Origin of the sequence: Nocardiopsis trehalosi NBRC 14201 (assembly GCF_001552555.1) — a bacterium.
GTDB lineage: Bacteria > Actinomycetota > Actinomycetes > Streptosporangiales > Streptosporangiaceae > Nocardiopsis_B > Nocardiopsis_B trehalosi.
The window spans coordinates 1-12,422 of record NZ_BCRK01000183.1 but is presented as its reverse complement, the minus strand read 5'-3'; the positions used below and the strand labels follow the sequence as shown (position 1 = coordinate 12,422).

At 76.6% G+C, this 12,422-nt stretch carries 11 protein-coding genes and 1 pseudogene; 2 read left to right on the top strand and 10 right to left on the bottom strand.

Annotated elements, in window-relative coordinates; all coding sequences use genetic code 11:
- Positions 1-122: 122 nt before the first annotated feature.
- The 8 genes from NT8_RS23435 to aroC all read right to left on the bottom strand — a co-directional run bounded on the left by NT8_RS23435 (position 123) and on the right by aroC (position 7,006).
- On the bottom strand, positions 123-521 hold the full coding sequence (locus tag NT8_RS23435) for a DUF3040 domain-containing protein (protein ID WP_084469218.1): 399 nt from the start codon (positions 519-521) through the stop codon (positions 123-125).
- Between the two features lie 285 nt (positions 522-806).
- A complete protein-coding gene (locus NT8_RS23430) occupies positions 807-2,078 on the bottom strand; it encodes a DNA polymerase IV (RefSeq protein ID WP_245646302.1) in 1,272 nt (423 codons plus the stop codon).
- Positions 2,079-2,167: 89 nt separating this feature from the next.
- Complete coding sequence (locus NT8_RS23425; protein WP_067973731.1) at positions 2,168-2,959, bottom strand: methyltransferase; 792 nt, start codon at positions 2,957-2,959, stop codon at positions 2,168-2,170.
- A gap of 19 nt (positions 2,960-2,978) precedes the next feature.
- Complete coding sequence (nusB, locus tag NT8_RS23420) at positions 2,979-3,392, bottom strand: transcription antitermination factor NusB (protein WP_067973729.1); 414 nt, start codon at positions 3,390-3,392, stop codon at positions 2,979-2,981.
- 73 nt (positions 3,393-3,465) lie between these two features.
- Positions 3,466-4,029, bottom strand: coding sequence for an elongation factor P (gene efp / locus NT8_RS23415; protein WP_067973726.1), 564 nt, complete (start codon positions 4,027-4,029; stop codon positions 3,466-3,468).
- A 142-nt stretch (positions 4,030-4,171) separates the two neighbouring features.
- Entirely contained in the window at positions 4,172-5,251 is a 1,080-nt protein-coding gene (gene aroB, locus NT8_RS23410) for a 3-dehydroquinate synthase (RefSeq protein WP_067973724.1), read from the bottom strand.
- A complete protein-coding gene (locus NT8_RS23405) occupies positions 5,248-5,775 on the bottom strand; it encodes a shikimate kinase (protein WP_067973722.1) in 528 nt (175 codons plus the stop codon). Before NT8_RS23405 ends, aroB begins: the two co-directional genes overlap by 4 nt.
- 52 nt (positions 5,776-5,827) lie before the next feature.
- Positions 5,828-7,006: a chorismate synthase gene (aroC, locus tag NT8_RS23400; RefSeq protein ID WP_067973719.1), complete on the bottom strand. Its 1,179-nt coding sequence runs from the start codon at positions 7,004-7,006 to the stop codon at positions 5,828-5,830.
- A 138-nt stretch (positions 7,007-7,144) separates the two neighbouring features.
- Between aroC and NT8_RS31510 the strand changes: the two are divergent.
- Positions 7,145-7,579: pseudogene (locus NT8_RS31510) on the top strand (DedA family protein); the annotation flags it as partial.
- 180 nt (positions 7,580-7,759) lie between these two features.
- Here the strand turns inward: NT8_RS31510 and NT8_RS23390 are convergent.
- Together NT8_RS23390 and NT8_RS23385 are read right to left on the bottom strand one after the other, a co-directional pair.
- On the bottom strand, positions 7,760-8,602 hold the full coding sequence (locus NT8_RS23390; RefSeq protein ID WP_067973715.1) for a prepilin peptidase: 843 nt from the start codon (positions 8,600-8,602) through the stop codon (positions 7,760-7,762).
- 71 nt (positions 8,603-8,673) lie between these two features.
- Positions 8,674-9,378, bottom strand: a complete 705-nt coding sequence (locus tag NT8_RS23385; protein ID WP_067973712.1) for an SseB family protein — start codon at positions 9,376-9,378, stop codon at positions 8,674-8,676.
- Between the two features lie 248 nt (positions 9,379-9,626).
- Here NT8_RS23385 and NT8_RS23380 point away from each other — a divergent pair, with 248 nt between their 5' ends.
- Complete coding sequence (locus tag NT8_RS23380) at positions 9,627-12,377, top strand: protein kinase domain-containing protein (RefSeq protein ID WP_084469215.1); 2,751 nt, start codon at positions 9,627-9,629, stop codon at positions 12,375-12,377.
- Positions 12,378-12,422: the final 45 nt, after the last annotated feature.

Sequence of the window (12,422 nt, the reverse complement as noted above, 5' to 3'; positions counted from 1 at the left end):
GCCGCGACGGCGGCCGGGGCGGCGGGTGCGGGGCGGGTGCGGACACGGGAACGCGCCCGGCAGGCGGGTGCCTGGGGCGCGTTCGCGAAGGTGCTACCGCGGTGGGTGCCGTGCCGCGCGGGTCAGCGGTCGTTGCCCTCCTGGCGGCGGCGCCAGCGCTCCTCGAACCGGTTCATCATGCCCGGCCGCTGGGAGCGGCGCTGCTGCGGCTGCTTGGGGTCGGGCCCCTCGGCCGCCGCGGGCTCGCCGCCGGCCACCCGGCGCCAGCCGGACAGGCCCCACAGCAGGCAGGCCAGCATGACGATGAACCCGATGACCCCGACGATGACCTGCTGGAGGACGGCGCCGCTCATGAGCAGGGCGATACCGATGACGAAGCCGACGGACGCCTTGATGATCCACCGCTTGTAGTGGACCGCGGGGTTCGTCTGGCGGACGGTGTTGGCGAACTTCGGATCCTCGGCGTACAGCGCCTGCTCGATCTGGTCGAGCATGCGCTGCTCGTGTTCAGAGAGCGGCACGGCGCCTCCCAAAAACAGTCCCCGAGTGGGGTGACGGGTACTGAACAACGATCTGATGGTCAGTGGTATGCCCAGAATACGGTGGCTTAGCGCCTCCCGGAAAGAAAAGATGCGCATGTAGCTGACCCACACGGGTCACATTACCCTCACTGTCCGAACGCAACACCGCTTCGCAACCCTTCTTCCTTCCCCGGCTCCCGAGGGCGCCGATCCGCGCGCCGCGGGGTGGCGGAGCGTGGCCCCCGCACCCCGTCCAACGCCCGCCGACGCTCCGAAGTTGCCGTACTATACGTCATTCTCGTCACGCTTGGCCAAGGCCGCGGGCTGGATCGCCCCGGGCCCGAACCGGCGGGCCACCCGGTCCATGGCCCGCTCCGCCTCGCGCCACCCGGTCTCGGGTTCGTCCAGCGCCAGCTGCCGGTGCACCTGCGAGGCGTCGGCCAGCCCTTCGACCCGCACCCCCACCAGCCGCAGCCGCACGCGCTCCAGGCCGGCGCCCGCGTACAGCTCGCGGGCGGCGGCGGTGATCTCGCGGGCGACGTCGGTGGCCTCGGGCAGGGTGCGCGACCGGGTGATGGTGGTGAAGTCGGCCCGGCGCAGCTTCACCACGACGGTGCGGCCGGCCTGCCCCGAGGAGCGCAGCCGGCGGGCCACCTTCTCCGACAGTCGCAGCAGTTCGCGGTGGATGGTCCCGGGGTCGTCGACGTCGCGCGGGAACGTCTCCTCGGCGCCGATGCTCTTGTCCGGCGTCGTGGGGACCACGGGGCGGTCGTCGTCGCCGACGGCCAGCGCCGCCAGGCGGGCGCCCAGCGCCTGCCCGAACTCGTGGCGCAGCGTGGCGGGCGGCACCGCCGCCACGTCGCCCACGGTGCGCAGCCCGAGCCGGGTGAGCGCCTGCTCGGTCTTCTCGCCCACCCCCCACAGCGCCCCCACGGGCAGCGGGTGCAGGAACGCGGTGACCCGGCGGGTGGGCACCAGCAGCAGGCCGTCGGGTTTGCACTGGGTGGAGGCGAGCTTGGCGACGAACTTGGTGGCGGCCACCCCGACCGAGCAGGTGAGCCGCTGCTCGGAGCGGACCCGTTCGCGGATGAGCTCGGCGATCCGCACCGGGCCGCCGAGGCGGCGCCGGGCCCCGGAGACGTCCAGGAACGCCTCGTCCATCGAGACCGGCTCGACCTCGGGGGTGACGGACCGGAAGATGTCCATGACCGCCTCGGACACCCGCCGGTAGGCCGGGCCGTCGGGCGGGAACACCAGGGCGTCGGGGCAGAGCCGCAGCGCCCGCACCATGGGCATCGCCGAGTGCACCCCGTAGGTGCGGGCGATGTAGTCGGCCGACGACACCACGCCGCGCGGCCCGGTGCCGCCCACGATGACCGGGCGGCCGCGCGCCTCGGGGTGCTCCAGCTGCTCGACGCTGGCGAAGAACGCGTCCATGTCGATATGCAGGATGGAGCAGTCCGCGTCCTCGGCGGCGGCGGGGTCGAGCGGTTCGATGCCGTCGGCGCCGATCATGCCGCGCATCGCGGTCCCGCGCTCCAGCTGACGTCGACTCATGGCCCCAGTCTGCCCTGCCCCGCTCCGACCTGCACCGACACCCCCGCCCCGGGGCCGCCCTCCGGCGCGCCCCGCTCCCCCGCCGACCCCTAGCGGGGGCGGCGGGCGACGACGTGCACCTGGGTGGCGATCCCCGCCAGGGCCGGGTGGCCGGCGGCGGCGCGCTCCAGTTCCACGAGTTCGCGCCCTTCGCGGGGGTCGCCCTCGAACACCCGGCCGGGCAGCAGGTCGGCGAACACGCGCACCCCGCGGGTGGCGGGATCGACCAGGCCCGCGCCCTCGACGAGGGCGGCGAGGCGCTCGGCGGTGAACCGGCGCGGCATGGGGTCGGCGTCGCCCCACCGCCCCTCGGGGTCGGCGAGCAGCCGCCGGGCGTCGCCGACGTGCCCGGCCAGGGCCCGGTGCAGCGCGCCCGCCACGGCGTTGGCGGCGAGCAGGCTCACCGCGCCGCCCGGCCGGGTGACGGCGACGACGTCGGCCAGTGCGGCCACGGGGTCCTCGACGTACTCCAGCACGTTGTGCACGAGCACGACGTGGGCGTGGTCGGGGGGCAGCAGGTCGGTGAGGTCGCGGGTCTCGCCCTGGAGGGCGTGCACCCGCACCCCGGCCTCGGCGGCCCGGCGCTCCAGCGCGGCCAGCGAGTCGGGGTTGGGGTCGACCACCGTGACCCGGTGGCCGAGTTCGGCGAGCGGGACCGCGGCACCGCCGGTGCCGCCGCCCGCGTCGACGATCTCCAGCGGGGCGTCGGTGTCGCGCGCGAGGTCGACCAGCAGGCCCCGCAGCGCCTCCCACACCACGGCGGTGCGCGCCGTGGTGGCCGACCGGTGCGGTCCGGGCCCCGCCGCGCCCTCGGCGGCCGGGCCGCCGGACTTGTCCGTCACGGGTCCTCCTCGGCGGCGCCTACAGCGCCAGCTCGGCCTTGTTCTCCATGAGCCGCGACAGCAGCCCGTTGATGAACGACGGGGACTCGTCGGTCGACAGCTCCTTGGCCACCGCGACGGCCTCGGCGATCGCGACGCCGTCGGGGATGTCGTCGGCCCACAGCAGCTCGTAGGCGCCCATCCGCAGGATGTTGCGGTCGACGACCGGCATGCGCTCCAGGGTCCAGCCGATGGCGTACTCGCCGAGCAGCCGGTCGATGCGCCCCCGGCGCTGGTCGACGGCCGCGGCGAGCTCCTCGGTGAACGCGTTGATGGGCGGTTCGGGCTGCGCGCGGCGCCGCTCGATGACCTCGGCGACGGAGGTGCCGCGCAGCTCGGCCTCGTAGAGGACCTCGACGGCCCGGCGGCGCGCCTTGCGCCGTGCCCCGCTCACAGTGCCCTGCGCTTCCGGCCGCGGCCCGGGCGCCGGCCGGCGCCCGCCTCGCGGACGGGACGGGTGCACGCCATCAGTTGACGCGGCCGAGGTAGTCGCCGGTGCGGGTGTCGACCTTGACGCGCTCGCCGGTGGTGATGAACAGGGGGACCTGGATGACGGCGCCGGTCTGCAGGGTGGCGGGCTTGGTGCCGCCGGTGGAGCGGTCGCCCTGCACGCCGGGGTCGGTCTGCGCGATCGTCATCTCGACGGCGGCGGGCAGCTCGATGTAGAGGGGGTTGCCGTCGTTCACGGCGACCGTGACCTTGGCCTCCTCCAGCAGGTAGTCGGCGTTGCCGCCGACGACCGCGTTGGGGACGTGCAGCTGGTCGTAGGTGGCGGTGTCCATGAAGATGTAGGAGTCGCCGTCGGCGTAGAGGTACTGCATCTCGCGCCGGTCGACGTTGGCGAACTCGACCTTGGCGCCGGCGTTGAAGGTGCGGTCGACGACCTTGCCCGAGGTGACGTTCTTCAGCTTGGTGCGGACGAACGCGCCGCCCTTGCCGGGCTTGACGTGCTGGAACTCAACGACGTTCCAGAGTTCACCGCCGTCGAGCTTCAGGGTCGTGCCGTTCTTGAGGTCGTTCGTCGTGGCCACTTCGGTCGTCTCTCCCAGCGGTATGGCGAAGTCGGTGGTGGGGCGGGCCCGGTCGGCGGCGTCGACCCTGCGCGGGGACGCGGTGGCCGCTGCGGCACCGGTGTCGTCCCGCCAGTCTAGTGGGTCCGGCGCGTGCGGGCGCTCACGCGCCCACCTCGCGGTACGCGGCGTCCAGCAGCTCGGGGGCGGGCCCGGACAGGATCGCGGGCCGGGCCACGCCGTCCAGGACGACGAACCGCAGGGTGGCGCCGCGGGCCTTCTTGTCGACGCGCATGGCGTCGCGCAGCCCCGGCCAGGCCGCGGCGGCGTAGCCGGTGGGCAGGCCGACCGAGGTGAGGATCCGGCGGTGGCGGGCGACGAGGTCGGCGCCGATGCGGCCGTCCAGGCGGGCGAGTTCGGCGGCGAAGACCATGCCGATGGCGACCGCGTACCCGTGCCGGAAGGTGTACCGCTCGGCCCGTTCGACGGCGTGGCCGAGGGTGTGCCCGTAGTTGAGGATCTCGCGGCGGCCGCTCTCGCGCAGGTCGGCGGAGACCACCTCGGCCTTGACCGCGACGGCCCGCTCGATCAGCTCGCGGGTGTGCCGCCCCTCGGGGCGGGTGGCGCCCTCGGGGTCGTCCTCGACCAGGTCGAGGATGACCGGGTCGGCGATGAACCCGGCCTTGACGACCTCGGCCAGCCCGCCGATGTAGTCGGCGGTCGGCAGCGACGGCAGGGTGGCCAGGTCGCACAGCACCCCCGCCGGGGGGTGGAAGGCGCCGACGAGGTTCTTGCCCTCGGCGGTGTTGATGCCGGTCTTGCCGCCGACGGCGGCGTCGACCATGCCCAGGAGGGTGGTCGGCACCAGGACGGCGCGGACGCCGCGCAGCCAGGTGGCGGCGACGAACCCGGCGAGGTCGGTGGCGGCGCCGCCGCCGACCCCCACGACGGCGTCGGAGCGGGTGAACCCGGCCCGGCCGAGGCGCGCCCACAGGTCGGCGGCGACCGCCGCGTCCTTGGCGGCCTCGCCGTCGGGAACGGGCAGCGCGTGCACGGTGTACCCGGCGGCCTCCAGCGCGCCGACGACCGGCCGCGCGAGGGCGCCCAGGGTGGCGGGGTGGATGACGGCGACCTGCTCGGCGCGGTCGCCGACCAGGCCGGCCAGCTCGCCGAGGACGCCGCTGCCGACGACGACGTCGTAGGGCGCCGAGGAGCCGCCCACCGGGATGCGGGTGGCGGTCATCGGGCGCCGTCCTCGTGCCGGGCGGGCAGCGTGGCCACGACGTCGTCGACGATCTCCTCGGGGTGGCGGCCGGTGGTGGGCACCGTGGCGGAGGCGAGCGCCTCGTACACCGGGAGCCGCTCCTCCAGCAGCTTGCGCAGCCGGCCGCGGGGGTTGCCCGCGAGCAGCGGGCGGGCCTGGTCGAGGCCGACGCGCTTGGCCGCCTCGGCGAACTCCACCTGGAGGTAGACGACGTGGTGGCCGCCGAGGTCGGCGCGGGTGGCGGGGTCGAGCACGGCGCCGCCGCCCACGGCGACCACGCCGTCCGCGGCGGCCAGCGCCTCGGCGACGACCTCGCGCTCCAGGGCGCGGAACGCGGCCTCGCCGTCCTCGATGAAGATGTCGCCGATGGGCTTGCCGGCGCGCGCCTCGATCTCGGTGTCCGTGCAGTACATGCCGGTGCCCAAGCGGTCGGCCAGGGCGCGGCCGACCGTGGACTTGCCCGCGCCGGGCGCGCCGATGAGGACCGCGACGGGTCGGCTCATGGCTTCCTCCTCGTTGGGGCTCGCTGCTGGTGGGCGGGCGGCGGGGCGCCCGTCAGCGGATGGCCAGGGTGTCGAGGTAGCCGCGCAGGTTGCGGCGGGTCTCCTCGGCGGAGTCGCCGCCGAACTTCTCCACGGCGGCCTCGGCGAGGACCAGGGCGACCATGGCCTCGGCGACGACGCCGGCGGCGGGCACCGCGGTGACGTCGCTGCGCTGGTGGTGGGCCTGGGCGGCCTCGCCGGTGGCGACGTCGACGGTGTCGAGGGCGCGCGGCACGGTGGCGATGGGCTTCATGGCGGCGCGCACGCGCAGCGGCTCGCCGGTGCTCATGCCGCCCTCGACGCCGCCGGCCCGGTTGCTGCGGCGGCGCACGCCGTCGGCCCCCGGCTCGATCTCGTCGTGTGCGGCGGACCCGCGGCGGGCGGCGGTGCGGAAGCCGTCGCCGACCTCGACGCCCTTGATGGCCTGGATGCCCATGAGGGCCCCGGCCAGGCGGGCGTCGAGCCGGCGGTCCCAGTGGACGTGGCTGCCCAGGCCGGGCGGCAGGCCGTAGGCCAGGACCTCGACCACGCCGCCGAGGGTGTCGCCGGACTTCTTGGTGTCGTCCACCTCGGCGACCATGCGGGCGCTGGTGTCGGGGTCGAAGCAGCGCAGCGGGTCGGCGTCGATGCGGTCGAGGTCGGCCGGGGTCGGCAGCGTGCCGTCGGGGACCTCGACGGGCCCCATGGACACCACGTGGCTGAGGATCTCGGCGCCGAGGACCTGGCGCAGGAACGCGCGGGCGACCTCGCCGATGGCGACGCGGGCCGCGGTCTCGCGGGCGCTGGCGCGCTCCAGGATGGGGCGGGCCTCGTCGTGGCCGTACTTCTGCATGCCCACCAGGTCGGCGTGGCCGGGGCGGGGGCGGGTCAGCGGGGCGTTGCGGGCGACGCCGTCCAGCTCGTCGGCCGGCACCGGGTCGGGCGACATGACCTGTTCCCACTTGGGCCACTCGGAGTTGGCGACCTCGACGGCGATCGGCCCGCCCAGGGTGCGGCCGTGCCGGACGCCCCCGATGACGGAGACCCGGTCCTGCTCGAATTTCATGCGGGCACCCCGACCGTACCCGGCGCGGCGGCGGCGCAGCGCGGCGGCGATGTCGTCCGAGGTGACGGCGACGCCGGCCGGCAGGCCCTCCAAGATCGCGACGAGTGCCGGTCCGTGGGACTCCCCCGCGGTCAGCCAGCGCATCATGCCCCTGATCCTTTCACGTGCCGGGGGGTGCCGGTGCCCTAGGTCCCCTCAGGGGCCGACCCTGGTCCGCCCCTGGGACCGTCCCGGTACCGGCGTTCGTCGGTACCCGGGCGGCACCCGACCCGGGAGAATCGCCGCATGGCCTCATTCTCGGACGACCTGCTGGCGTCCCTGTCCGACCTGCCGCCGCTACTGGTGGCGGGGGTGGTGCTGCTGTTCATGGCGCTGGAGACGACGGCGTTCATCGGGCTGTTCGCGCCCGGCGACCCGGTGGTGCTGGTGGCGGGGGCGAGTGTGACCGACGTCCCGGGGTTCGTCGTGCTGGTGGGGGCGACGCTCGCGGGGGCGCTGATCGGCGAGTCCGCCGGGTACGCCATCGGCCGGTACGCGGGGGTCCCGTTCCGCCGCAGCCGGATGGGGCGGTGGATCGGCGAGGACCGGTGGCTGCACGCGGAGGAGGTCCTGGCGCGGCCGCGCGGCGGGCTGGCGATCGTGGGGTCCCGGTTCGTGGCGGTGGTGCACGCCATCGTCCCGGTGCTGGCCGGGACGGTCGGCATGCCGTTCCGCCGGTTCATCGGGTGGGCGATGGTCGGCAGCACGCTGTGGTCGGTGGTGCACATCGGCATCGGGGCGTTCTTCCGCGCGGCCTACGGCACCGACGGCGGCGGCCTGGGCACGGTGACGGCGGTGGTGCTGGTGGCCGGGGCGCTGCTGATGCTGGCGAGCGCGCGGCGCCCGCGGCGCGGCCGGGGCTCAGCCGAGCAGGACGGCGGGGTCGCCCAGCAGGATGACGGCGAGCGCGCCGCCGATCATGAACGGGCCGAGGGGGATCTGGGTCTTGCGGGTGGCGCGGCCCACCGCCATGAGGCCCAGGCCCAGGACGGCGGAGAACAGGAACGCCAGGAAGGTGCCCGAGACCACGCCGCTGAGGCCGCCCCACCCGAGGTAGAGGCCGAGCAGCCCGGAGAGCTTGACGTCGCCCCACCCCATGCCGGCCGGGTAGATGAACCAGAGCACCCAGTAGAACGCGGCGAGCCCGGCCATGCCGATGAGGGCCCGGACGAGGTCGCCGTGGGCGGCCGCGGCCGCTCCTGAGGCGGCGGCCGCCGGGGCGGTGAACGCCGCCCCGACCATCAGCGCCAGCGCGACCGGGTAGGACGGCAGCACCAGGACGTTGGGCAGCCGGTGCACGCGCACGTCGATCACGGCGAGCAGCACCCCGACCCCGCCGAGGAACAGGAGCGCGGCCAGCCACAGCGGGGAGGCGGCGGCGCCCGCCGCGCCGAGGCGCAGCCCGATGAGGACGTAGACGGCGGCGGTGGCCGCGACGACGGCGGGCGCGGGCGGCAGGGCGGTGCGGCAGGCGGGGCAGCGGCCGCGCAGCGCGAACCCCCGCACGCGCACCACCGGCAGCCACCGCACGAACGGGATCTCGGCGCCGCAGTGCGGGCAGCCGGGGGGCGGCGGCGGCGCGGGGTCGTCGGGATCGGGGTCGTGCCGGGGGAACATCGGGACCAGGCGCCCGGAGGCGAGGCCGACGGCGGCGCCGAGGAGGCCGAGGACCGCCGCGAGGAGGACGTCGGGGAGTTCGGGCATGAGCGGAACCTAGCGGACTTCGCGCGGGCGCGCCCGCCCGGCCGGGGCGGGCGGCGGCCGGGGCCGGGGGGTCAGTCGTCGCGGCGGGCGCGGACCACGGCGCTGAGTTCGATGCCCCCGGGCAGCAGGGGCCCGAGCTCGTCGGCGAGGCGCTGGGCGACGCGGCGCAGGGAGTCGTCGTCGCGGTGGTCCAGTTCCAGGCGGACGCCGATGTCGGCGGTGTCGGAGTCGTGGACGCGCACCCGCTCGATGCCGAACTCGGTGTGCGTCACCCGGTAGATCAGCGCGAGGACCTGGGGGTCCTCCTTCGCGGCGGGCAGCGCGCCGTGCTCGGCCAGCGCGGCGAGGAAGCGGCCCTGGACGGCGTAGGTGACGGGGCCGGCGACGTCGACGACGAGCGCGTCGGCGTTCTCGTCCAGGGCGGCCCGGCAGGCGTCGGCCGTGGTGAACGGGACGGGCCGGGCGTCCGCGCGCCACCGCCGGACGCTGTCGACGGAGGTGAAGGCGAGCACGCCGCGGCGGCCGTCGGAGCCGATGAGGACGGGGACGGCGACCTCGCTGCGCTTGTCGCGGCGCAGGCCGTCGGCGCCCTCCTCGACCTCGGTGGGCACGGCGACGACGGGCACCAGCAGCCGCGCGGGGCCGAGGGCGGCGAGGACCTGGCGGTCGCCGGCCTCGCCCCGCGCGTAGGCGTCGAGCCGGGCGGCGACCTCGGGGTCGGCGGAGCCGTCGTCGTCGCGGAAGCGCTGCGCGCCGATGATGGTGGGTCCGGTCACGGGATGTTCAGCGCTCCTGGCTCTGGCGCCTCGGCGGCGTCGCGTGCGTTCGCGGGATGATCGGGACCAGCCTAGAGCAGCGGTGACGCCGCGACGGCGGCGGCGGGGGCGCCCCGGCCGCTCCGCGCGCCCTCCCCCTAGGGGAAAAGCCGTGGCCCGCGCCCTGCGGCGGCGGCGCGGGCTCGCCTAGTCTGGAGGGGTCCGCCCGCAGGAGCCCCTTCGACCACGCGAGAGACACCGCCTGCACGATGGCCACACCCGAGCATCCGGACCCCGACCCTTCCACCCGCCGGTCCGACCCCGCCGCGCCGACCACCCGGATCGGTCCGGAGGCGCCGACCGCGCCGACCGCGCGGGTCGATCCCGACGCGCCCACGGCACCGACCACGCGGGTGGGCCCCGACGCGCCCACCGCCCCCACCACCCGGATCGGCCCCGGCGCGCCCGCGGCGCCCACCACCCGGCTCGACCCCGACCGCACCCGCGCCGGGTGGGCCACCCGGGTGCTGCGCCCGGGCGGCACCGCGGTCGACGCGTCCGGCCCCGAGGCCGCGGCCGGCCCCGCCGGGGCCACCACCCGGGTGCGCCGCCCGGCCGTCGCCGACGCCGACACCTGGTGGCGGCGCGCCCTCGGCCCGCTCCTGGCGTGGTTCTCCCGCATCGTCGCCCGGGTCGTGGTGGGCCCGGCGGGTGAGGTCGACTACGCCATCCCGGCGGAGCTGCGCCGCGCCTACAACGTGCTGGGCCACATCGGGTCGGGCGGCGAGGCCGTGGTCTACCTCGCCGAGGCCGCGCCGCCGTCCGCCGGCGGCGCGCCGCGCCGCATCGCGCTGAAGGTGTACCGGCCGGGCCACGACGTCAACCGGGAGCTGCTCGACCGGCTGCGCGCCCGGGGCACGGCCGACCCGCACACCCCCGCCATCGACGGCTACGGCACCGCGCGCAGCTCGTGGGGCGAGGACGTCGCCTGGGAGGCACAGGAGTACTTCCCGCTGGGGTCGCTGCGCACGGTCATGGACCGCGCCCCGCTGCCCGAGGAGCACGCGCGGGCGGTGGTGGCCGCCATCGCCGCGTGCCTGCACCACTGGCAGGAGGAGCTCCAGCACAACCACACCGACGTCAAGCCCGAGAACCTGCTGGTGCGCTCGGCCGACCCGCCGGTGTTCGCGCTGACCGACTTCGGCGGCGCGGTGCGCGCCACCATGAGCCGGGTCTACGGCGGGCTGGCGATCACCGAGGACTACGCGGCGCCCGAGGTGGTCGAGGGCCGGCGCGAGGCCCCGGCGGCGTGGTGGTCGCTCGGCATCATGGTGCACGAGCTGATGACCGGCCGCCGCCCGGAGCGGGGCGAGAACTGGCTGACGGCCCGGTCCACCGAGGTCGACGTCTCCGCCATCGCCGACGAGCGGTGGCGGCTGCTCGCCCGGGGCCTGCTCACCCCGGCCCCGCGGGCGCGGTGGGGGTACGCGCAGGTGCGGCAGTGGCTGGCCGGGGAGCGGCCCGAGATCACCCGCGCCCACCGGCACGCCCCGATCCGGTTCGCCGACGTCTCCCACGACGATCCGCCGAGCCTGGCGTTCGACCTGCTCGACCGGTCCGACAAGGGCGAGGTGTGGCTGCGCACGCACTGGCCGGTGCTGCGCACCTGGCTCGACCGCGAGGTCAACGACTACACGTTCGACCGGGCGTTCCTGACCGACCTCGACGCCCACCCCGAACGCGTGCACCTGGCCATCAGCGCGCTGGCCGCCCGGTTCGTGCCGGGCATGCCGCCGCGCTACCGCGGCCACGAGGTGACCGCCGAGGGCGTCCTGGCGCTGGCGGCGTCCGGCGAGGGCGCCCGGCACCGGGTGCTGCGCGAGGCGGTCGAGATGGGCGCGCTCGACCAGGCGGCGCGGCACTGGTGCGGCCACCCGGCGTGCCGGGCCGAGGGCACCGGGCGGTGCGCGCGGCTGGAGCGGGTGCAGCACGAGGTGCCGCTGGTGATGGCGCAGGTGCGGACCGCGGTCGACCGGCTCGCCGCGCAGGGGGCGCGCACCGCCGCCGCGCCCGACCTCCACGAGTGGAACGCGGCGTGGGCGCACGCGGTCGAACTCGTCCTCGACCCCGACGCGGCCCAGCGCACCCGGCGGACCCTGCGCGCGCAGTCCTGGCACCCGGCGCACCGCAGCGACGCCCCCTACACCCCGTGGTGGCGCGAGCAGCGCGACACCGCCCTGCGCGGGCGACGCGGCGACGTCACCGCGCTCGCCGCCCTGGTCACGGCGGTGCTGACCCTCCCGGCGGCCTCCGGTGTCGGCGCCGCGCGGCGCGAACGCGACCGGGCCGACACCCGGGCCCGCTGGCGGGGCCGGTGGGACGCCGCGGCGGGCGCGGCCGGCGCGGGGTGGGCGCGCGTGCGCGACCGGGTCGCCGGCGCCGTGCGCGCCGGGGCGGCGCCCGGCACCCCGCCGCCCTACGACCCGGCCGCCCCGCCCGAGGGCGACCCCCGGCGGGCGCGGTACCTGCGGCGGCGGCGCACCGAGCAGCGGCGCGTCGACCGCGGCATGGCGCAGATCGAGCGGGCCATGGGCGCGGGCCGGTGCCGCCGGTTCGCCTACCCGCTGGGGGTGCTGGGGCTGCTCGACGGCCTGGGCCGGTGGCTGCGGGCCGACGGCTTCTACCCCGAGACCACCACGCCGCTGGTGACCGCCTACGAGGCGGTGCTGGCGTTCAGCGCGAGCCCGCCGGTGGCGGGGGTGGCGTCCGCGGCGGGCGCGGTGGTTGGGCTGCTGCCCGGTGACACCGAGGCGCAGTGGTGGCCGCCCGCGGTGCTGGGGGCGGCGCTGCTGGTGCTCGGCCGCACGGCCGCGAACCGGCGGCGGCGGGCCCGCACCCAGCTCGTCGCCCACCGGCTGGCGGTGGCCGGCGCGGTGGCGGTGGGGCTGGTGCTGCTGTCCACGGGGCTGCTGACCGCGGCGGCGGGCGTGCTGATCCCGCTGCACAACCTGTTCGGCTGACCCCGCCCGGCCCCGTGCGGCGGCCGCCCCGGTCGGGCGGCCGCC